Here is a 19,720-nt window from a genome sequence, read left to right on the forward strand (position 1 = left end):
GGTGAGCATGCTGCGATTCAAGTGCTTGCCCGGTGCATGGCTGCTGGCCGTACTCTGTTCGCATGCGGCCCTGGCGACCGGGCACGCCGAGCTTGAGGTTGGAAAGCCGGTCGCTGGCCAGGTTGATGCTGCGCATCCGCCAGTCTGGCAGTTGTCCCTCAAGGCCGGGGATCTGGTGCGTGGCCGGGGCGAGGGTGATGTCAGCCTGCGCCTGCTGGACACCGAAGGGGCGCCGTTGCGCCTGCTGATCGACGGCCTGGACCAGCCCCGCGAGTTCCTCTTCGTCGCGCCGCGGGACGGTCGCTACGCGGTGCGCGCCGAACCCCTGGCGATACGCCCGGCGGCGCGCTTCAGCCTGAGCCTGGAGCAGGTCCTGCCTGTCGGCGAGCAACGCCGTACGCCCGCGCCCCTTGCCAGCCCGACCTTGCTCGCCCTGCAGCAGCACCTGGCAACTGGAGGCGCTACCGATGTGTTCTGGCAGGCCCGTGCCAGTGAGGGAACGCCCTTGGTCGAGGCCGTCCCCGGGCAACCCGGCATGCGCCTGGTCACCTTCCTCTGGCGTGGGGCGCGGGACAACGTGCGGATGTTCGGCGCCCCCACAGGCAATCACGAACCGCTGTCCCGGCTGGGCGCGAGCGATGTCTGGTTCCACAGCTTCGAGGTGCCCGCGGCCACCCGCCTGAGTTATCAGATGGCGCCGGATGTGCCGGTGTCCGACGACCGCCGGGTGATCCTCGCCAGCACCCGGCGCGACCCGCTCAACCCGAACAGTTTCGCCGACGCCAGCGGCGATGCCTGGTTGTCGCGCTCACGGCTGGAGCTTGCGGATGCGGCGCCCCAGCCGTGGGTGGCCGAGCGTGCCGGGGTGGCCCGTGGCAGCCTGGAGCGCAAGCGCCTGGCCAGCGAGGTGCTGGGCAACGAGCGCGATATCTACCTCTACCGCCCGGCGGGCTGGCGCCCGGGCAAGGCTGACCAGGCCTTGCTGGTGCTGTTCGATGCCCATGCCTACACCCGCCAGGTGCCGACCCCGACGATACTCGACAACCTGATTGCCGACGGCCTGATCCCGCCCACTGCGGCGCTGATCATCGCCAACCCCAGCAGCGAAAGCCGCGAGCGGGAGTTGCCGCCCAACCCGCTGTTCGCCCGGTTCATGGCCGAAGAGCTGATGCCCTGGGCCAGCCGCCAGGGATTGGCGGCGTCGGCTGCGCGCACCGTGGTCGCGGGGTCCAGTTACGGCGGCCTGGCGTCGGCCTACATGGGCCTCAGGCACCCGGAATTGTTCGGCAATGTGCTGAGCATGTCCGGTTCCTACTGGTGGCCGATGGCCGGCGACGAACCCGGCTGGTTGACCCGCGAGTACGTCAAGGCACCGCGCCAGCCGTTGCGGTTCTACCTGCAGGCGGGGCTGTTCGAGGGGCCGAGGATCCTCGATACCAACCGCCATCTGCGCGATGTGCTGCTGGCCAAGGGGTACCGGGTGGAACAGGTGGAGTTTCCTGCCGGCCATGACTACCTGCAGTGGCGGGGGAGCCTGCCCTGTGGGTTGATCAGCTTGCTTGGGCAGGGGACACAGGCTGTTGCGCGGGCTTGTGTGCCGTAAGCGTTCGGCGATAGATCCTCTGCGCCTATAAGATCGAGCGCCGCCCGCGCGGCGCTCGGTCTTATAGGCGCTGCAAGGCCATCGTCTGGCACCCGCCCGCCCAAATGGGATCGAAAGCCAGTCCCTCTACCTCAATCCGCCTCCCCCTCCCGCCGAGCCCTGTTACGCCACACCCGATACGCCCGAATCCCCGCCCGTACCGAGCCGAACAGCAGCTTCTCCTCCATCTCCCGCGCCATCCCGGAACGCACCAGCATGCGCAGGAAGGTGCCACGGGCGCGGGCGATGGCGAAGTGGATGCCCTGGGCGGCGAGGGTGTCACGCACTTCGCGCAAGGCCGCCACGCCACTGACGTCGATGCTGGTCACGGCCTCCGCGTCGAACAGCACCACCTGTGGTTTCTCCACGCCCTGCACGGCTTCGAGCAGGCGCATCTTGAAGTAGTCGGCATTGAAGAACAGGATCGCGTCGTCGAAGCGGTACACCACCAGGCCTGGCACGGTGCGGGCGTCCTTGTGCTGGCGCACGTCCACCTGGCCCTCGATGCCCGGCACCCAGCCCAGCACGGCGTCGGTGGGCTGGTAGATGCTGTAGAGCAGGCGCAGGATGGCCAGGGTCACGGCGAACACGATGCCCGGCAACACGCCCAGGCCGAGCACGCCGACCGTGGTCAGCAGGCACAGCCAGAACTCGAAACGGCTGAGCTTGCGGATGGTCTTGAGCGACTTCACGTCGATCAGCCCCCAGCCGGCCATCAGCAGCACCGCGCCCAGCGCGGCCTGGGGAATCCAGGCCATGGGCGCGGTGAAGAACAGCAGGATCAGGGCGATCACCAGGGCGGCGATGATGCCCACCAGCTGGCTCTTGCCGCCGACCATGTCGTTGACTGCGGTGCGCGAGTCGGCGCCGCTGATGGCAAAGCCCTGGGATATGCCGGCGGCCAGGTTGCTCACGCCCAGGGCGAGGAACTCGTGGTTGGCGTTGATCGCGTAGCCGTGGCGGGCGGCAAAGCTGCGGGCAGTGAGCATGGCGCTGCAGAAACTGATGGTGGCGATACCCAGGGCATCGCGCAGCAGGCTCTTGGTTTCCGCCAGGGTGCTCTGTGGCCAGGCCAGCTCCGGAATGCCGGCCGGCACCGGGCCGAGGATCGCCACGCCGTAACGGTCCAGGCCGCACAGTCCGGCCAGGGCGGTGAACACCACCACGGTCACCAGTGCCGCCGGCAGTCTCGGGTAGCGTCGCGGCAGCCAGATCAGTAGGCCCAACCCGGCCAGGCCGATGGCCAGGGTCAGCCAGTGGATCTCGCCCAGGCGCTGGAGAAAGTTGATCAGGCTGAGGATGAAGCCGTCGCCTTCGATCTTGAAGCCCACCACCTTCGACAACTGCCCGGCGAGCAGGCTCAGGCCGATGCCGTTGAGGTAGCCGATGAGGATCGGCCGCGAGAAAAAGCTGGCGATGAAGCCGGCTCGCGCCACCCCGGCGGCGATCAGCATCACGCCCACCAGCACGGTGACGATCACCGACAGCTCGGCGATGCGGTGCGGGTCGCCCATGGCCAGTGGCGCCACGGCTCCGCCGATCATGGCGCAGGTGGCGGCGTCCGGGCCGACCATCAACTGGCGTGAGCTGCCGACCAGGGCATAGACCATCATCGGCAGCACGCAGGCGTACAAGCCGTACTGCGGCGGTAGGCCGACGATCTGCGCATAGGCGATGGCGATGGGGATCTGGATCGCGGCCACCGACAGGCCGGCCTGCAGGTCAGCGTGGAACCACTCGCGACGGTAGTGCAACAGGTTGGCCAGGCCTGGTAGCCAGCGGGAGAGAAACATGCGCAGTCCTTTGAAATTGTTTCAGCAAGCTTAGCGGTTATGTGCCGCGAATCACTGGGCATTCAAGCCAATCGGCGCGGCGGAGGCCATGGGCCAGATCAAGAAAGGAACGCTGGGAACGAAAAAAGGAGCCGAGGCTCCTTTTGACAGCGACGACGTTGCTGGAACGTCGTGCGGGGAATGCGAGTTGGAGCGGGTAGAGGGAATCGAACCCTCCTCAATAGCTTGGGAAGCTATAGTTTTACCAATAAACTATACCCGCTTCGAAGCACGACTTTTTACCAGAACCCTCCCCGAATGAGAAGCCCATGGCTGTAAAAAAGCCTGTCGGCGACCCGTAGCCTGCGGGTATCGAGGGCTACAGGGCGCCGATGCGCTCAGATGGCCAGTGCATGCTGCCCCGCTTCCTGTGTGTAGCGCTGGCGGGCTTCGCGCAGCGCCGGCTTGAGGAAACCGAGCATTGCGCTGCGGGTGTCCTCGCAGGCGGCCTTGTGCTCCATGTCGAGGAAGTGGCCGGCGTCACGGATCACGCTGAACTGGCTGCGCCCGACATGGCGGCTGAACTGGCGGGCATCCTCGACAGTGGTGTACTCGTCACGGTCGCCGTTGATGAACAGCACCGGGATGTCGATGTTGCGCGCGGCCTTCAGCGCCCGCTCCAGGTCATGCTCGAGCACTTGGTTGATGTGGAAATGCATCTGCGCGTACTCGTGGCTGTCCAGGCTGCTGACGTGCCGGTAGTTGAAGCGCTTGAACAGCGACGGCAGGTGCTTGCCGATGGTGTCGTTGACCAGGTTGCCCACCTGGTAGCGGTCGCAGGCGGCCAGGTACTGGCAACCGCGCTCCAGGTAGTCGCGCATCGGTTCGTTGATCACCGGCGAGAACGAGCTGACGATGGCCTTCTTCACCAGCCGCGGCTGGTGCGCCAGCGCCAGCAGGGTGCAGGCGCCGCCCCAGGAGAACGACATCACGTGGTCGGCACGGAAGTGTTCGATCAGCTCGAGCAGGATGTGCGCCTCGGCTTCCTTGGTCAGCAGCCGTTCATGGCGGTTGTGGGGTTTGGACTTGCCGGCGTACGGCTGGTCGTACAGCACCACGTTGAACTGTGGGTGCAGGTTGCGCACTGTCTGTGCAAAGGACGCCGTGGTGGCCAATGAGCCATTGATCAGGATGATCGTCTTCTCGGCGCCTTCCGCGCGATGGAACTCCGTGTAAACCCGGTACTGCCCTTGGATATCAAGTACAGCGATTTCTGGCCTCATGTCATCGACTCCTGGCGCAAAAAGGGTATTCGCGTCACCTGGTGGCGTGTGCGATCGGCAGGCGGGCTAGGCGCCGAATCGACCGGACAGGCCATTAGGGTGCACGTGCTTTATGACAGGTAGGCATTCGCCTGGAACTGAAACCGGTGGGCCCTTGTGTCGATCCTTGACGCTTGTAGACGACGGTATTGTTGTGCGGGCGATTACCGTGCCCCAGGGCATCGAGACCCCGGGTGGCCGGTAAAGGGCGTCTTGGACTGCTGTCGTGACTGATGAGTCACATGCAGACCGACGAGTTAGCAGTCAAGCAGGGAGGGCAGGATCGCGCAAGTGCCGTTCAGGCAATCTTTCGTGGGAAACCGCCGAATGGCGGGTCCGCTCAGACCGAGGCGATTTCCTCGGCGGTCAGCGCCCTGAACTCTCCTGGATGCAATATCGGGTCCAGTGTGATCGACCCCATGCTTTCCCGGTGCAGTCCCACCACCTTGTTCTGGAAGTGCCCGAACATCCGCTTCACCTGGTGATAGCGGCCCTCGACGATGACCAGGCGCGCGCTGCGCGGGCCGAGGATGTCCAGCTGCGCGGGCAGGGTGGTGAGGTCTTCGAAGGCGAAGTAGAACCCTTCGCGGAACCGATCGATGTAATGTGCACCGATTTCGTCCTCGGTGTGCACCAGATAGGTCTTGGGCTGCTTGGTCCGTGGCTGGGTCAGGCGCCGCGACCACTGGCCATCGTTGGTCAGGATCATCAGCCCGGTGGTGTTGTAGTCCAGGCGCCCGGCGATGTGCAGGTCATCGCGCAGCGCTGCCGGCAGCAGGTCGAGCACGGTGCGGTGCTGCGGGTCCTGGGTGGCGCTGACGCACCCGGCGGGCTTGTACAGCATCAGGTAGCGCGCCGGACGCCCGGCCTGATGCACTTGCTCATCGACCTCGACCCGGCTGAATTCACGCACCTCCAGCAGCGGGTCTCCGGTCGGCAGGCCATCCACGCGCACGCGCCGCTGCGCCAGCAGCAGGCGCACTTGCTGGCGGTTGTAGCAGGGCAGGTTGCCGAGGAATCGGTCGAGGCGCATGGGACGGGTCGCTTGCGGGAAATCGGCGCGCAGTCTAGCGGATCGTGCGTGCTGGTGCTGCATTGAGCTGCTCATCCACCTGCGCGCAGCGCGGGCACAGGCAGGCCTTGTCGCGCAGTTCGGCAGGCAGGGCCTCGATCAGCGCCGGGTCGATGGCCACGTCGAAGCACCAACAGCCTTGCGTGGCGCTGCGCGGGTCGGCCAGGCCGCACTGGTTGAGGGCGCCGCAGGCGGGGCAGCGTTGAGGATCAGGCATGGTCGGGTCCGGGCATTTCGCTGCAGACGCGGTTGCGTCCGCCTTGTTTGGCACGATAGAGCGCGTGGTCGGCGCGGGTCAGCAGGCTGTGCAGGCTGTCGTCGCGCTGCAGGGCGGACAGGCCGATGCTCACGGTCAGGCGCAGTGGCTGGTCGGCGTGGCTGAAGGTCAGTTGCTCGGTGCGCCGGCGGATCTTTTCCGCCACCTCGATGGCCTGGCGGCCTTCGGCTTCGCGCAGCAGCACGACGAACTCCTCGCCGCCCCAGCGGCACAGTATATCGGACTGGCGCAGGCTGCCCTGCAACACATTGGCGAACTGGCGCAGCACTTCGTCGCCGGCCAGGTGGCCATGGGTGTCGTTGAGGGTCTTGAAGTGGTCGAGGTCGATCAGCAGGGCGACCAGCGGCGCGCTGTCACGCTGGGCTTCGATGAGCGCCTGGCCGGCCAGCAGGTCGAAACTGCGGCGATTGGGCAGGCCTGTGAGGCTGTCGAGGGTGGCCAGTGCCTCGGCGTTGTCCTGGTGCCGCTTGATCATGGCGTTGAGCAGCGACAAGACCACCAGGGTGATCATGGCGCAGATCGCCAGGTTCAGGTACAGCGACTGGCGGATGCGGTCCAGGGCGCCGGTCTCGCGCTTGTCCACCAGCAGGTACCAGTCCAGCTCCGGCAGCAGGCGCACATTGAGGAAATGGCTGTGGCCGTCGTTGTCGGTGTACTCGTGGCTGCCGCTGGCCGGTGTCGGCATGCGTGCCAGCAGGTCCTGCCACTGGCTGCTGTCGGCCAGTTGCTGTCCGGCGCGCAGGCCATGAGGGCCGCCGTCGGAGCCGGTCAGCAGGACCTTGCCCTGGGCGTCGGTGAACAGCACCGAGCGCTGGTAGCGCCGTTGGTAGTCGTCGATCAGGCGGACCACCGACTCCACGCTCAAGCCCACGCCGGCGGCGCCGATGAAACGCTGCTGGTAGTCGAGCACCCGGTGGTTGATGAACACGGTGAGCTTGTCCTGGTTGGCCATGTCCAGGTCGACGTTGATCTCGTAGGGCTTGCTCGACTGGCGCAGGCGAAAGTACCAGGCGTCGCGCCAGGCGTCGGCCCGCACCTGCTTGAGCACGCCCTTGGCCTGGTAGTAGGTGAGGCTGCGGTCGGAGACGAAGAAGCTGGTGCAGGTGGCCTGGCTGCCCATCACCGCGCCCAGGTAGCGGGTGATGCGCCCGGTGTCCTGCTCGCCGGCCAGCACCCAGTCGCGCAGGAAGGTGTCCTGGGCCATCATCGAGGCGATCAGCACCGGGCGGATCAGGTCCTTCTGGATCTCCGAGTAGACGTTGTCGGAGGTCAGCGGCAGCTCGGTATTGATGATGCCGTCGCGGATCGCACCGCGCGAGGCGTAGTAGCCGAGCAGTGAGGTGGCGAGGAAGCCGCCGGCCAGCAACAGCAGCAGGGCGAAGATCAGCGAGCGTTGCGAGAACAGGGCGGAAGGCGAGGGCATGATCGTCCCGTGAGGTGTGCCGGTGGCCACATTCTAGTGAGATGACTGAAAAATGACTGCATGTTTTTCAGGGGTATAGGACCTGTTTCAATTTGTTGCGAAAATGGCACTGAACCTTGTTGCGACGGTCTTATCCTGTGTCGACCTACTGCTTGTCGTCGACGCCCGCCAGCGTCGCTGTGCCGGGCACCCCTGCGGTCCAGGAGGCCGCCATGTACCCACGAATCCTGCTCGTCGTCCTGCTCGGACTGCTGACCTCCGCCTGCGCCCCTTACTACGAGAGCGGCGGCTATTACCGCAGCGACTACTACACCAGCGATCGCTACGTTTACCCAGGCTACTACCGCCAGGACCGCTATTACGTGGTACCGCAGACCCGTTACTACTACCAGCCTGCGCCGCGTTACTACAGGCCGGCGCCGGTGCCGCAGTACCGACCTTATCCAGCGCCCGGCATGCAACCGCGCTGGCACGGGAATCCGCGTTACGACTATGGCAACCGCCAGCGCTACGACTACGGTCGGGATCGCGACCGCCACGACTACCGCAATGACGATCGCCGGGGTGATCGCTGGCATTCCAACGGGCAGGGCAACCGTGACCGTCGACCCGATGGGGGCCGGGGTGGTGAGCGGGGCTGGTCGCGTTGACAGGGCACTGACTTCATCCCAGTTCCGCCAACGGATGCCGTCCCTCCCAGACCTTGCTGAAGTGCGCCTCCACTACCGCCGCTGGCACCTGCGCCACATCCGGCCAGTGCCAGCGCGGTGTACTGTCCTTGTCTAGCAGACGGGCGCGCCCCCCTTCGCTGAACTCCGGGTGACGGCAGCAGTTCAGGCTCAGGGTGTACTCCATCTGGAATACCTGCGCCAGCGACAGGTGCCGCGCCCGACGGATCTGCTCCCACACCAGGTGCGCCGTCAGCGGGCAACCCTCGTGCAGGCGCTGGCCGGCCGCCGCCAGCAAGGGATCGGCGTGCGTGGCCAGGCCGGCCAGGGCCCGCCAGGCCGCCACCGGATCGGCCACGTCGAGCACTTCGTCGATCACGGCGCGGCGCGTCAGCCACTGGCCTTGCGGCAGTTCGGCGCAGGCGCGGTGCTGCTCGGCCTTGAGCAGGCTGTTGAGCTGCAGGGCGGTCTGCTCTTGCCAGTTCAATTGCAGCAGTTCTTCGATCAGCGCCTCCTGCTGGTGCTCGCCCAGGAAGCGATCGGCCAGGTCCAGGTCCAGCGCGTCGCGGGCATTGAGCGGGGCCCCGGTCAGCCCGAGGAACAGGCCGAGCTTGCCCGGCAGGCGGGCGAGGAACCAGCTGGCGCCGACATCCGGGTACAGGCCGATGCTGATTTCCGGCATGGCCAGGCGGCTGCTGGGGGTGACGATACGCACCGCGGCGCCCTGCAGCAGGCCCATGCCGCCGCCCAGCACATGGCCGTGGCCCCAGCACAACAAGGGCTTGGGATAGGTGTGCAGGCGATGGTCGAGGCGGTATTCGCTGGCGAAGAACGTTGCGGCCAGCGGTGGCACGCTGCCGGGGTGTTCGCGACAGGCCTCGACCAGGGCGCGGACATCACCGCCGGCACAGAAGGCCTTCGGCCCGTTGCCGCGCAGCAGCACGCAGACGATCCCGGGGTCGCTGGCCCAGGCGTGCAGCCGTTCGTCGAGCACTTCGATCATGGGCAGCGTCAGGGCGTTGAGCGCCTTGGGCGCGTCCAGGGTGGCGATGCCGATACGGGCGCCGTCGGCGCCGGTCAGTACCTCGCATTGAATGGACATGGACTACCTCGCGCAGGTCATCCCCTCAGTATGGCCTGCCGCGGCGAAGCTGCCGGTCGTCGGTCGGATCGATTGACAAGCCGGCCCGGCTTTCCTAGTGTCGCGGCACTTTGCTTTTGGAAGCCCCCATGACCGACGACGATCGCATCAAACTCGAACCCAGCTGGAAAGCCGCGCTGCGCGCCGAGTTCGACCAGCCCTACATGCAGCAGCTGCGCGAGTTCCTGCGTGCGGAGTACGCCGCCGGCAAGGAGATCTACCCACCCGGGCCGCTGATCTTCAACGCCCTGAATTCCACGCCGCTGGAGCAGGTCAAGGTGGTTATCCTTGGCCAGGACCCGTACCACGGCCCCGGCCAGGCCCATGGCCTGTGCTTCTCGGTGCAGCCGGGCATCCCCACGCCGCCGTCGCTGGTCAACATCTACAAGGAGCTGCATCGCGACCTCAACCTGCCGATCCCCGCGCATGGCTACCTGCAGAGCTGGGCCGAGCAGGGCGTGCTGCTGCTCAACACCACCATGACCGTGGAGCGCGCCAATGCCGCGTCCCACGCGAAGAAAGGCTGGGAGTTCTTCACCGACCGGATCATCCAGGTGGTCAGCGAACAGTGCCCGAACGTGGTGTTCCTGCTCTGGGGTGCCCATGCACAGAGCAAGCAGAAGCTGATCGATGCCAGCAAGCACCTGGTGCTCAAGTCGGTGCATCCGTCACCGCTGTCGGCTTACCGTGGGTTCTTTGGTTGCGGGCATTTCAGCCGCACCAACAGCTTCCTGGAGCAACGCGGCATGGCGCCGATCGATTGGGCGTTGCCGCCGCTGTGATTGGCTGAGGGCCTCTTCGCGGGTTTACCCGCGAAGAGGCCAGCACATCATGACTGGCTGGCATTCCAGCGCCGGAACAACGGTTCGGCCAGGAACAGCACGAACAACAAGCGCATCACCTGCAACGCCGTCACCAGCGGCACGGACAGTTGCAGGGTCTCCGCCGTCAGGCTCATCTCGGCGATGCCCCCGGGCATCATCCCCAGCGTCAGCGAGCGCAGGTCCAGGTGCGTCAGCAGGCTCAACGCCCAGGCCGCGCCTGCCGCGATCAGCATGCACAGCGCCGTGGCGAGCAAGGTTCGGCCAAGGAACGACGGCGCCCGGCGGAAGAATGCACGATTGAAATGACAGGCCAGGCCGCTACCGATCAGCCACTGGCCAATCTGGCTGGCGCCGTTGGGCAGACCGATCTGCAGGTTGCCCGCCAGGCTCACGCTGGCTGCCACCAGCAACGGCCCGAACAACCAGGGATTGGGCTGGCGCAGGCGCTGCCAGAGCAGCGCCACCAGCACCCCCAGCGGCGCGATCAACGCCAGCCAGCCCCAGCTCACGCTGCCGGCATGGTTCAACGGCACGCCATCGCCGAGCAGGAACTTGAACAGTGCCGGCACGCACAGCACAACCGCCAGCACCCGCAGGCTCTGCGCCGCGGCCACCTGGCTTAGTACCGCGCCGTTGCGCGCGCCAAGATTGACCATCTCGCCCGAGCCGCCCGGCATGCTGGCGAAGAACGCCGTGGCGCGGTCTTCACCGGTGCGCCGCAGCAGCCACACGCTGATCACACTGGAGAGGGTGGTGAACAACGCGCCGAAGAAGATCAGCGCGAAGTGGCTGGCCACCTGCTCGATCACCGCCGGGGTGAAGTGCAGGCCGATGCCGATGCCGATGATCCATTGCCCGCATTTGCGGCCGTTGGGGATTTCGCTGAGCTGCCAGGGGGTCAGGCAGCGCACCAGGATGATCGCCAGCAACGAGCCGACCATCCACGGCAAGGGCCAGCCGACCTTGCTGGCGGCGAAACCGCCCGCAAGACCGACCAGCCCGGTGGCCCAGAACAGAGGCAACGACCGATCAGGCATCGGCCATGGCCCGGCGCTGCAGGGCACGTTTGCGCCAGATGCGCAGCAGCGGCAGGCTCAGCATGCACACCACCAGCACCCACACGCCCATGCTGATCGGGCTCGACCAGAGGATGCCCAGTTCACCGTTGGAGATCGACAGCGCGCGGCGCAGGTTCTGTTCCATCAGCCCGCCGAGGATGAAACCCAGCAGGATCGGCGACAGCGGGAAGTCCAGCTTGCGCAGGATGTAGCCCATGATGCCGATGCCGACCATCAGGAACAGGTCGAAGGTGGTGGCATGCACCGCGTACACGCCGATCGCGGTGATGATCGCGATCACCGGCACCAGCGCCCAGTTCGGCACGGCGAGGATGCGGGTGAAGACACGGATCATCGGCACGTTGAGGATGATCAGCATCAGGTTGGCGATGAACAGCGAGGCGATCAGGCCCCAGACGATGTCCGGCTGTTGTTCGAACAGCAGCGGACCGGGGGTGATGTTGTACAGGGTCAGCGCGCCGATCATCACCGCGGTGGTGCCTGAGCCTGGCACGCCGAGGGTCAGCATCGGCACCAGGGCGCCGCAGCAGGAGGCGCCGATGGCGGTTTCCGGCGCGGCCAGGCCACGAGTGTCGCCCTTGCCGAACTTGCCTTTGTCGCCAGCGATGCGTTTTTCGGTCATGTAGGCCACGGCACTGGCCAGGGTCGCGCCGGCGCCCGGCAACACGCCCATGAAGAAGCCCAGCAGGCCGCAACGGATGTTGACGAAGAACACCGAGGCTGCTTCCTTGAAGTTGAACAGCATGCGCCCGGTGGCCTTGACCGCCACGTGACCGTGGTGGGTCTTTTCCAGCAGCAGGAGGATTTCGCTGATGGAGAACAGGCCCAGCACCAGCACCACGAACTGGATGCCGTCAGCCAGGTGCACGCTGTCGCCGGTGAAACGGTACACGCCGCTGTTGGCGTCGATGCCCACCGCCGAGAGGAACAGGCCGATCAGCGCGGCAATGAAGGTCTTCAGTGGTTTGTCGCCGGCCATGCCGCCGAGGGCGACGATGGCGAACACCATCAGCACGAAGTACTCCGCCGGCCCGAAGGCGATCGCCCATTTCGCCAGCAGCGGGGCGAACAGCACCATGCCGCAGGTGGCGATGAAGGCGCCGATGAACGAACTCCATGCCGACAGCGACAGCGCCACGCCGGCCAGGCCCTGGCGAGCCATGGGGTAGCCGTCGAGGGTGGTCATCACGGTGGAGGCTTCGCCGGGGATGTTCAGCAGGATCGAACTGATCCGCCCGCCGTATTCGCAGCCCAGGTACACCGCGGCCAGCAGGATCAGCGCCGACTCCGGCGGCAGGCCGAGGGCGAAGGCGATGGGGATCAGCAGGGCCACGCCGTTGATCGGGCCCAGGCCCGGCAGCAGACCGACCACGGTGCCGATCAAGGTGCCGGTCAGGGCGGTGACCAGGTTGTATGGGCTCAGGGCGACGCCGAAGCCCTGGCCCAGGTAGCTCAAGGTATCCATGTGTCAGTTCTCCAGTACGTCGAGCAGGCCGAGGGGCAGAGGCACGTCCATCACGCGGTCGAACAGCCAGTAGAGGAACAGGCTCATGCCCACCACCACCAGGGCGCTGTGCAGCCAGCGGCCACCGTACAGGCGGGCCATGGGCACACCGACCAGAATGGCGCTGAGGATGAAGCCCAGGGCTTCGAAGGTGCTGGCGAAGACGAGCAGCAGGCCGACGCAGGCGACGATCTTGATCAGGCTTTCGCGGTCCAGTTCCGGTTCGTCGTCCTTGCGCACGATGGGCGTGGGGCGGATCGCCAGGTACAAGAGGCCCAGGCTCATCAGGCCGAGCATCAGCAGCGGGTAGGCGCGCGGGCCCACCGGTTCATAGGAGAAGGCGGCCTGGTAGGGCCAGGCCATCACGGCCAGCACGGCGCACAGCGCCAGCAGGGCCAGGGCGAAGAGGCGTTGCAGGATCATGGGAGAATCCTCATGGTTCATCGGCATGACGCGTCCTCTGTAGGAGCGGCCTCGTGTCGCGAAAGGGCTGCGAAGCAGCCCCAGGTTCTGAGCGTCAGCGCATGAATCGCTGGGGCTGCTGCGCAGCCCTTTCGCGACACGAGGCCGCTCCTACAGGGATCGTGGGAGGCTTACTGAATTAGCCCGAACTCACGGGCCAGCGCCTTGTAGTCCGCCACCTGCTTCTTCACATAGCCGTCCAGCTCCTCGCCGGTCATGGCGAACGGGAACAGCTCGCGCTGGTCACGCAGCTTGGCGAAGTCTTCCGAGGCCAGCAGCTTGTCGAACGAAGCCTTCCACCAGGCATAGTCCTCGTCGCTGACCTTCGGCCCCAGGTAGAAGCCGCGTACCACCGGCCAGACGATGTCGTAGCCCTGTTCCTTGGCGGTGGGGATGTCCTTCATCTCCGGCTCGTCCAGGCGCTTGTCGGAGAACACCGCGAGGATGCGCATGTTGCCGCTCTGGATGTGCGGCATGGAGTCGGAAATGTCGGTGGAACCGACCTGGATGTGCCCGCCCAGCAGCGCGGTGGCGATCTCGCCGCCGCCCTCGAGTGCCACGTAGCGCAGGTCGCGCGGGTTGATCCCGGCGGCCTTGGCGATCAGCGCGGTCTGCATCCAGTCCTGGCTGCCGACGGTGCCGCCGGAGCCGATCACCACCTTGCTCGGGTCTTTCTTCAGCGCCGCGACCAGGTCGTCGAGGGTCTTGTAGGGCGAGTCGCTCTTCACCGCGATGGCGCCATAGCTGGTGCCGACCGCCGCCAGCCACTTCACCGCGTTCTCGTCGAAACGGCCGAACTTGCCCTGGGCCAGGTTCAGCAGCGAGCCGCTGGACCAGGCCACCAGCGTGCCGGCGTCGGCCGGGCGCTGGGCGACCACGGCGTTGTAGGCCACCGCGCCGACGCCGCCGGGCATGTAGGTCACGCGCATGGGCTTGCTGAGGATCTTCTCGTTGACCAGGGCGCTCTGCACTAACTTGCAGGTCAGGTCGAAACCGCCGCCGGGCGAGGCCGGGGCGATGCATTCGGGGCGTTTCGGTTCGGCGGCCAGGGCGTTGCCGGCCAGCAGCAGGCAACCGGTGGCCAGGACGAGGCGGCGCAGTGAAAAGGTCATCGTCTATCTCCGTGAGCGTTGTTGTTATGGGTTACCACAGAGCCACGCTGTAGCTCACCAGCAGCCGCACCTCGTCCGCGTCGCGGGTGAAGTTGGAGCGGAAGGTGGCGTTGCGCAGGCGCACGGCGACGTTCTTCAACGGGCCGCTTTGTACCACGTACTTCAGTTCGGTGTTGCGTTCCCACTCCTTGCCCTCGCCACCGGCGGCGCGGCTGACGTTGTCGCCGCTGATGTAGCGGGTCATGAAGGTCAGGCCGGGGATACCGAGGGCGGCGAAGTTGTAGTCGTAGCGTGCCTGCCAGGAGCGCTCGTCGGCGCCTGCGAAGTCGTTGATCTGGACGAAGTTGACCAGGTACGGGTCGGCGCCATCGACGTAGGGGAAGGCGCTGTCGCCGGACAACTGCTGCCAGGCGCCGCTGACCTTGTGCCCGCCCAGGGTGTAGCTGAGCATGCCGTTGACGGTGGTGTTGTCGATCTTGCCGGCCTTGGCCGCGCCGGTGTCGTCGCTGACCGCCAGGCGCAGGTCGGCGCCGAAGGTGCCCGGGCCCCAGGGCTGGGTGGCGAGCAGGCCGATGAAGTGCTGGCGGTAGATGTCGTCGAGCTGGGCGAAGTGGTAGCTGCCGGTGATGCGATCGGTGAACTGGTAGTCCAGGCCGCCCATGTCGAAGTTGTCGGCGCTGAAGGTGCCGCCGAAGCGGCCGTTCTTGTTGTTCAGGGCCAGGTCTTCCCAGTTGCTGTCATCGCGGTCCTTGGCCTTTTCCAGGCGTCCGCCGGTGAAGGTCAGGCCCTTGATTTCCTTCGAGGTGACCAGGCCGCCTTCGAAGGTCTGCGGCAGGATGCGCCCGTCGTTGGGCTGCAGGGTCGGCAGCTCGGGGATCAGCGTGCCGATCTTCAGCTCGGTCTGCGAGACCTTGACCTTGCCGGTGAGGCCCAGCTTGGAGTACTCGTCGGCTGCCTTGCCGTCGTCGTGGGTGGGCAGCAGGCCGGTGCCCGTGCGGTCCTTGCTGGAGTCGAGCTTGACCCCGACCATGCCCAGCGCGTCCAGGCCGAAGCCCACGGTGCCCTCGGTGTAGCCGGACTCGAAATTGAGCATGAACCCCTGGGCCCATTCGTCGCGCTTGGATTGCTGCGCGCTGGTGCCGTCGCGGAAGTCGCGGTTGAAGTACATGTTGCGGGTTTCGAAGGTGGCCGTGCTGTCTTCGAAGAAGGCGGCCTGGCTGATGGGCGCGACACCGGCAAGGGCGACGGCGCTGGCGAGGGCGGAAGGTCGGGCGGCGAACGAACGGGTAGGCGCGAACGCCTGCGGCTGCATGGACAGCATCGTCGGTGACTCCAATTATTGTTCTTATGTGTTGCACCTTGCTGGTGCTTTTTGCGGCGCGCGGGGCGACCGTGGTGCGATGCTAGGCAACCAACCTTTCGCTAACCTTTCAGCGTGAAAGGTTTCCGGCGAGGGCTTCACAGCACCCGCCACGGGGTTACACTCCGCGCAAAAAGCCCAGCCGAACAGGGAGAATCCGATGCGTGTGCTGCTGGTCGAAGACCATCTGCAACTGGCCGAAAGCGTGGCCCAGGCCCTCAAGAGCCAGGGCCTGACCGTGGACGTGCTGCATGACGGCGTGGCCGCCGACCTGGCCCTGGCCAGCGAGGACTACGCCGTGGCGGTGCTGGATGTCGGCCTGCCGCGCCTGGACGGCTTCGAGGTGCTGGCGCGCCTGCGCGGGCGCGGCAAGACCCTGCCGGTGCTGATGCTCACCGCCCGCAGCGATGTGAAGGACCGCGTGCACGGCCTGAACCTGGGCGCCGACGACTACCTGGCCAAGCCCTTCGAGCTGACCGAGCTGGAGGCGCGGGTCAAGGCCCTGCTGCGCCGCAGCGTGCTCGGCGGCGAGCGGCAGCAGCGCTGCGGACCGTTGGTCTACGACCTGGATACACGGCGCTTCAGCCTGGGCAGCGAGCCGCTGACCCTGACCCAGCGCGAGCAGAGCGTGCTCGAGGCGCTGATCGCCCGCCCTGGCCGGGTGATGAGCAAGGAGCAGTTGGCGGCCCAGGTGTTCGGCCTCGACGAGGAGGCCAGCCCTGACGCCATCGAGATCTACATCCACCGCCTGCGCAAGAAGCTCGACGGCCACCCGGTGGCCATCGTCACCTTCCGTGGCCTGGGCTACCTGCTCGAGCACCGCGATGCGTGACAACGGCAGCCTGCGCGGGCGCTTGCTGGGCAACCTGGCGCTGCTGCTGGTGGTGCTGATGCTGGCCAGCGGCCTGAGCGCCTACTGGAACGGTCGCGAAGCCGCCGACACCGCCTATGACCGGACCCTGCTGGCGTCGGCGCGAACCATCGCCGCCGGCCTGTCGCAGCGCGACGGCACCCTCAGCGCCGACGTGCCCTACGTGGCCCTGGACACCTTCGCCTACGACAGCGCCGGGCGCATCTACTACCAGGTGCTGGACATCCACCAGAAGCTGATTTCCGGCTACGAGAACCTGCCGCCCCCGCCACCGGGCACGCCGCGCACCGACGATTATCCGGCGCTAGCGCGCTTCTACAACGCCACCTACCTGGGCCAGGACGTGCGTGTGGTCAGCCTGCTCAAGGCGGTGAGCGAACCGAACATGAACGGCATGGCCGAGATCCGCGTGGCCGAGACCGAGGAGGCACGGGTGCGCATGGCCCGCGGGTTGATGGCCGACACCCTGCTGCGCCTGGGTATGCTGGCCTTCGGCGCGCTGGTGATGGTGTGGTTCGCGGTGAGTGCCGCGCTGCGCCCGCTGGAGCGCTTGCGCACGGCGGTGGAGGAGCGCCAGCCGGATGACCTGCGCGCCCTGCCGGTGGTCCAGGTGCAGCGCGAGCTGGGGCCGCTGGTGCGCGGCCTCAATCACTTCACCGAGCGCTTGCGGGGGCAGTTTGAGCGCCAGGCGCAGTTCATCGCCGACGCCGCCCACGAGCTGCGCACGCCGCTGGCGGCGCTCAAGGCACGTGTCGAACTGGGGCTGCGCTCACGGGAGCCGGATGAATGGCGCAAGACCTTGGAGGCAGCGGCCCAGGGCACCGACCGGCTGACCCACCTGGCCAATCAGCTGCTGTCGTTGGCGCGGGTGGAGAACGGCGCCCGGGCCATCGCCGAGGGTGGTGCCCAGCGCCTGGACCTGAGCCAGCTGGCCCGTGAACTGGGTATGGCCATGGCGCCCCTGGCCCATGCCCGTGGCGTCGCCCTGGCGCTGGAGGCCGAGGCGCCGGTGTGGCTCAAGGGCGAGCCGACCCTGCTCAACGAGCTGCTCAGCAACCTGGTGGACAACGCCCTGGCGCACACCCCGCCCGGCGGCGATGTGGTCCTGCGGGTACTGGCGCCGGCCGTGCTCGAAGTCGAGGACGACGGGCCGGGGATTCCCGAGGACGAGCGTGAGCGGGTGTTCGAGCGTTTCTACCGACGCAGCGCCCAGGGCAGTGGGCTGGGGCTGGCCATCGTCGGCGAGATCTGCCGGGCGCACCTGGCGCAGATCAGCCTGCACGATGGCGAGCGGGGCGGGCTGAAGGTGCGGGTGAGTTTTATCGCGGATTGAAGGTCATCGTGGGGCAAGTCGATTCAGCGCAGCATGCTCCGCGCATCCAGCAACTCGGCGATATCCAGCTCGGTGCCGTAGGGCAGCCCCAGGTGGCGGTAGGCGGGTAGGGCGGCCAGCGGCCGGCTGCGCTCGCGCTGGCTGATGCAACGGGCGATCTGCACGATGTCGATGTAGTCGATCTGGTCGGTGCGCCGGTCCAGGTCCTGCACCTGGCTGGGCACGTTGACCAACTGCTCGGGGAATTCCCAGGCGCTGAGGATCTTGTCGCCCAGCACCGGCTGGATCTGCTCGATCACGAAATGCAGGCAGATCGGATCGGACAGCAGCTCGTTGTGCTCCTCGGCATAGATCAGCACCGGCAAGGCGCCGATCTGGTGCACCAGGCCGCCGAGGGTGGCCTGGTCGGGCTTGAGCTGGGTGTAGCGCCGGCACAGTTCATAGCTGATGCCCGCGACTTCCAGACTGTTGGCCCAGATATCCCGCAGCTTGTGTTCCACCGCTGGTGCGCGGGCATGGAAGATCTGCTCGATCACCAGGCCGATGGCCAGGTTGCAGCTGTAGTTGATGCCCAGGCGGGTGATGGCGGTGTGCAGGTCGGTGACTTCGACGGCGGCGCGCATCAGCGGGCTGTTGACCACCTTGATCAGGCGGGCCGACAGCGCGGCGTCGCGGCCGATCACCTTGCTCAGGGCGGAAACGCTGATCTCGCTGTCTTCGGCGGCTTCGCGGATGCTCAGGGCGACTTCCGGCAGCGTCGGCAGGACCAGGTCGTCCCGGTCGATGGCGGCGAGCAGTTGCGCTTGGACCTTCTCGGCCAGCTTGTTCATGGACTTCTCTACGGCAAAGGTGGTGCAGCCCCGGCATGTCGCCGGGGCGGGCTGGTCAGCGCTGGATTTCCCGGTCGCGGTCCAGTTCGTAAGGCAGGTCGAGCAGCTCAAGGCGCGGGCCTTCGAGGCTGCCCAGGTGCAGGTTGTCGTCCGCCACCGCCTCGGCGCTGAGCACGGCCAGCAGTTCGACGGCGCTACCGGTGCTGGCCCCGATCACCACTTCGCCGACCGACGAGCCGTGGGTCGGCGAGAAGATCTCGGCGCCCGGCTGGGGTACCGCTGTCTCGGCCAGCGCCAGGCGATATTGGCGGCGCTTGAGCTTGCCCAGGTACTGCATGCGGGCGACGATTTCCTGGCCGGTGTAGCAGCCTTTCTTGAAGCTCACGCCATCGACGGCCTGCAGGTTGATCATCTGCGGGATGAACAGCTCGCGGGTCGGGCCCATGACCTGGCCGATGCCGGCGCGGACCTGGCCCAGCAGCCAGTCGTTGAGCGTGCCCTCGGGCAGTGTGGCGGCGAGTTTTTCGCCAACGGCGCCAGCCTGATCGGCGGGTACCCACAGTTCGACCCGGCCGGCCGAGGCGCGGACAGCGATCAGGCCATCATGACGGGCGGTCGCGCCGGCCTCGTCCGCCACGGACAGGCTCAGCGCCTGCAGGGCGGCGTCGCCCTGCTGCAGGCCGAAGCGCGTCCAGGCGGCGCTGTCGTCGCTCAGCGTGGCCTTGGAGAACACCGCGTACTTCTTCAGGTCGGCCAGCTGCGCCTCGAGCAGCTCGCTAGCCATGGCCAACAGATAGCCATTGCCCTCGGGCAGGATACGGAAGCTCGACTGCATGCGGCCCTTGACCATGCAGCGGGCGCCAAGGCTCGCGTGCTGGTCACTGAGGTAACCGATGTTGCAGGTCAGCTGACCTTGCAGGAACTTGCCGGCGTCGGAGCCGCGGACGGCGAGGATGCCCTCATGGGAGAGGGTACAGAAGAAAGCGGAATCGGCCATGGGTCATCGCGGTAGCTAAAGACTGGCGGCC

The 19,720-nt window shown here is 66.7% G+C and carries 18 protein-coding genes and 1 tRNA gene; 5 read left to right on the plus strand and 14 right to left on the minus strand.

Annotation, left to right across the window (positions count from 1 at the left end):
• Positions 1-7 precede the first annotated feature (7 nt).
• The gene (locus V0R62_RS04435; protein ID WP_330102909.1) at positions 8-1,603 is read left to right on the plus strand and encodes an alpha/beta hydrolase; all 1,596 of its coding nucleotides are present in this window, start codon (positions 8-10) and stop codon (positions 1,601-1,603) included.
• A gap of 131 nt (positions 1,604-1,734) precedes the next feature.
• On the opposite strand, the gene V0R62_RS04440 is transcribed toward V0R62_RS04435, so the two are convergent.
• From V0R62_RS04440 to V0R62_RS04465, 6 genes are all read right to left on the minus strand, one after another.
• Positions 1,735-3,435 carry a SulP family inorganic anion transporter gene (locus tag V0R62_RS04440; protein WP_330102910.1) on the minus strand — a complete coding sequence of 567 codons (1,701 nt, stop codon included), beginning with the start codon at positions 3,433-3,435 and terminating at the stop codon, positions 1,735-1,737.
• Between the two features lie 188 nt (positions 3,436-3,623).
• Positions 3,624-3,697: transfer RNA gene (locus V0R62_RS04445), tRNA-Gly, on the minus strand.
• 115 nt (positions 3,698-3,812) lie between these two features.
• Positions 3,813-4,697: an alpha/beta fold hydrolase gene (locus V0R62_RS04450; RefSeq protein ID WP_330102911.1), complete on the minus strand. Its 885-nt coding sequence runs from the start codon at positions 4,695-4,697 to the stop codon at positions 3,813-3,815.
• Positions 4,698-5,076: 379 nt separating this feature from the next.
• Positions 5,077-5,769 (minus strand): pseudouridine synthase, encoded by a 693-nt coding sequence (locus V0R62_RS04455; RefSeq protein WP_330102912.1) that lies wholly within the window; start codon positions 5,767-5,769, stop codon positions 5,077-5,079.
• A gap of 34 nt (positions 5,770-5,803) precedes the next feature.
• Positions 5,804-6,025 carry a cysteine-rich CWC family protein gene (locus tag V0R62_RS04460; RefSeq protein ID WP_330102913.1) on the minus strand — a complete coding sequence of 74 codons (222 nt, stop codon included), beginning with the start codon at positions 6,023-6,025 and terminating at the stop codon, positions 5,804-5,806.
• Positions 6,018-7,508 carry a sensor domain-containing diguanylate cyclase gene (locus tag V0R62_RS04465; protein ID WP_330102914.1) on the minus strand — a complete coding sequence of 497 codons (1,491 nt, stop codon included), beginning with the start codon at positions 7,506-7,508 and terminating at the stop codon, positions 6,018-6,020. The genes V0R62_RS04460 and V0R62_RS04465 overlap by 8 nt, the downstream gene beginning before the upstream one ends.
• Before the next feature lie 212 nt (positions 7,509-7,720).
• Between V0R62_RS04465 and V0R62_RS04470 the strand changes: the two genes are divergently transcribed.
• The gene (locus V0R62_RS04470; protein ID WP_062572988.1) at positions 7,721-8,158 is read left to right on the plus strand and encodes a hypothetical protein; all 438 of its coding nucleotides are present in this window, start codon (positions 7,721-7,723) and stop codon (positions 8,156-8,158) included.
• Positions 8,159-8,171: 13 nt separating this feature from the next.
• On the opposite strand, the gene V0R62_RS04475 is transcribed toward V0R62_RS04470, so the two are convergent.
• Positions 8,172-9,278, minus strand: a complete 1,107-nt coding sequence (locus V0R62_RS04475; protein WP_330102915.1) for an enoyl-CoA hydratase/isomerase family protein — start codon at positions 9,276-9,278, stop codon at positions 8,172-8,174.
• Between the two features lie 128 nt (positions 9,279-9,406).
• On the opposite strand from V0R62_RS04475, the gene ung reads away from it, so the two are divergent.
• On the plus strand, positions 9,407-10,099 hold the full coding sequence (gene ung, locus V0R62_RS04480; RefSeq protein WP_330102916.1) for a uracil-DNA glycosylase: 693 nt from the start codon (positions 9,407-9,409) through the stop codon (positions 10,097-10,099).
• A gap of 47 nt (positions 10,100-10,146) precedes the next feature.
• On the opposite strand, the gene V0R62_RS04485 is transcribed toward ung, so the two are convergent.
• The 5 genes from V0R62_RS04485 to V0R62_RS04505 all read right to left on the minus strand — a co-directional run bounded on the left by V0R62_RS04485 (position 10,147) and on the right by V0R62_RS04505 (position 15,619).
• Positions 10,147-11,178 carry an AbrB family transcriptional regulator gene (locus V0R62_RS04485; protein ID WP_330102917.1) on the minus strand — a complete coding sequence of 344 codons (1,032 nt, stop codon included), beginning with the start codon at positions 11,176-11,178 and terminating at the stop codon, positions 10,147-10,149.
• On the minus strand, positions 11,171-12,685 hold the full coding sequence (locus V0R62_RS04490; protein ID WP_330102918.1) for a tripartite tricarboxylate transporter permease: 1,515 nt from the start codon (positions 12,683-12,685) through the stop codon (positions 11,171-11,173). Before V0R62_RS04490 ends, V0R62_RS04485 begins: the two co-directional genes overlap by 8 nt.
• Positions 12,686-12,688: 3 nt before the next feature.
• Positions 12,689-13,147 (minus strand): tripartite tricarboxylate transporter TctB family protein, encoded by a 459-nt coding sequence (locus V0R62_RS04495; protein WP_186713085.1) that lies wholly within the window; start codon positions 13,145-13,147, stop codon positions 12,689-12,691.
• A gap of 170 nt (positions 13,148-13,317) precedes the next feature.
• On the minus strand, positions 13,318-14,298 hold the full coding sequence (locus tag V0R62_RS04500) for a Bug family tripartite tricarboxylate transporter substrate binding protein (protein ID WP_028690165.1): 981 nt from the start codon (positions 14,296-14,298) through the stop codon (positions 13,318-13,320).
• Between the two features lie 31 nt (positions 14,299-14,329).
• Complete coding sequence (locus tag V0R62_RS04505; protein ID WP_330102919.1) at positions 14,330-15,619, minus strand: OprD family porin; 1,290 nt, start codon at positions 15,617-15,619, stop codon at positions 14,330-14,332.
• Positions 15,620-15,818: 199 nt separating this feature from the next.
• Here V0R62_RS04505 and V0R62_RS04510 point away from each other — a divergent pair, with 199 nt between their 5' ends.
• Positions 15,819-16,490: a response regulator gene (locus V0R62_RS04510; RefSeq protein WP_028690163.1), complete on the plus strand. Its 672-nt coding sequence runs from the start codon at positions 15,819-15,821 to the stop codon at positions 16,488-16,490.
• Entirely contained in the window at positions 16,483-17,862 is a 1,380-nt protein-coding gene (locus V0R62_RS04515; protein ID WP_096048587.1) for a sensor histidine kinase, read from the plus strand. The genes V0R62_RS04510 and V0R62_RS04515 overlap by 8 nt, the downstream gene beginning before the upstream one ends.
• 23 nt (positions 17,863-17,885) lie before the next feature.
• On the opposite strand, the gene V0R62_RS04520 is transcribed toward V0R62_RS04515, so the two are convergent.
• Together V0R62_RS04520 and ygfZ are read right to left on the minus strand one after the other, a co-directional pair.
• Positions 17,886-18,692, minus strand: coding sequence for an HDOD domain-containing protein (locus V0R62_RS04520; RefSeq protein WP_050703963.1), 807 nt, complete (start codon positions 18,690-18,692; stop codon positions 17,886-17,888).
• A 55-nt stretch (positions 18,693-18,747) separates the two neighbouring features.
• On the minus strand, positions 18,748-19,689 hold the full coding sequence (ygfZ, locus tag V0R62_RS04525) for a CAF17-like 4Fe-4S cluster assembly/insertion protein YgfZ (RefSeq protein WP_330102920.1): 942 nt from the start codon (positions 19,687-19,689) through the stop codon (positions 18,748-18,750).
• Positions 19,690-19,720 lie beyond the last annotated feature (31 nt).

It is taken from the genome of Pseudomonas carassii, from assembly GCF_036324045.1.
GTDB lineage: Bacteria > Pseudomonadota > Gammaproteobacteria > Pseudomonadales > Pseudomonadaceae > Aquipseudomonas > Aquipseudomonas peradeniyensis.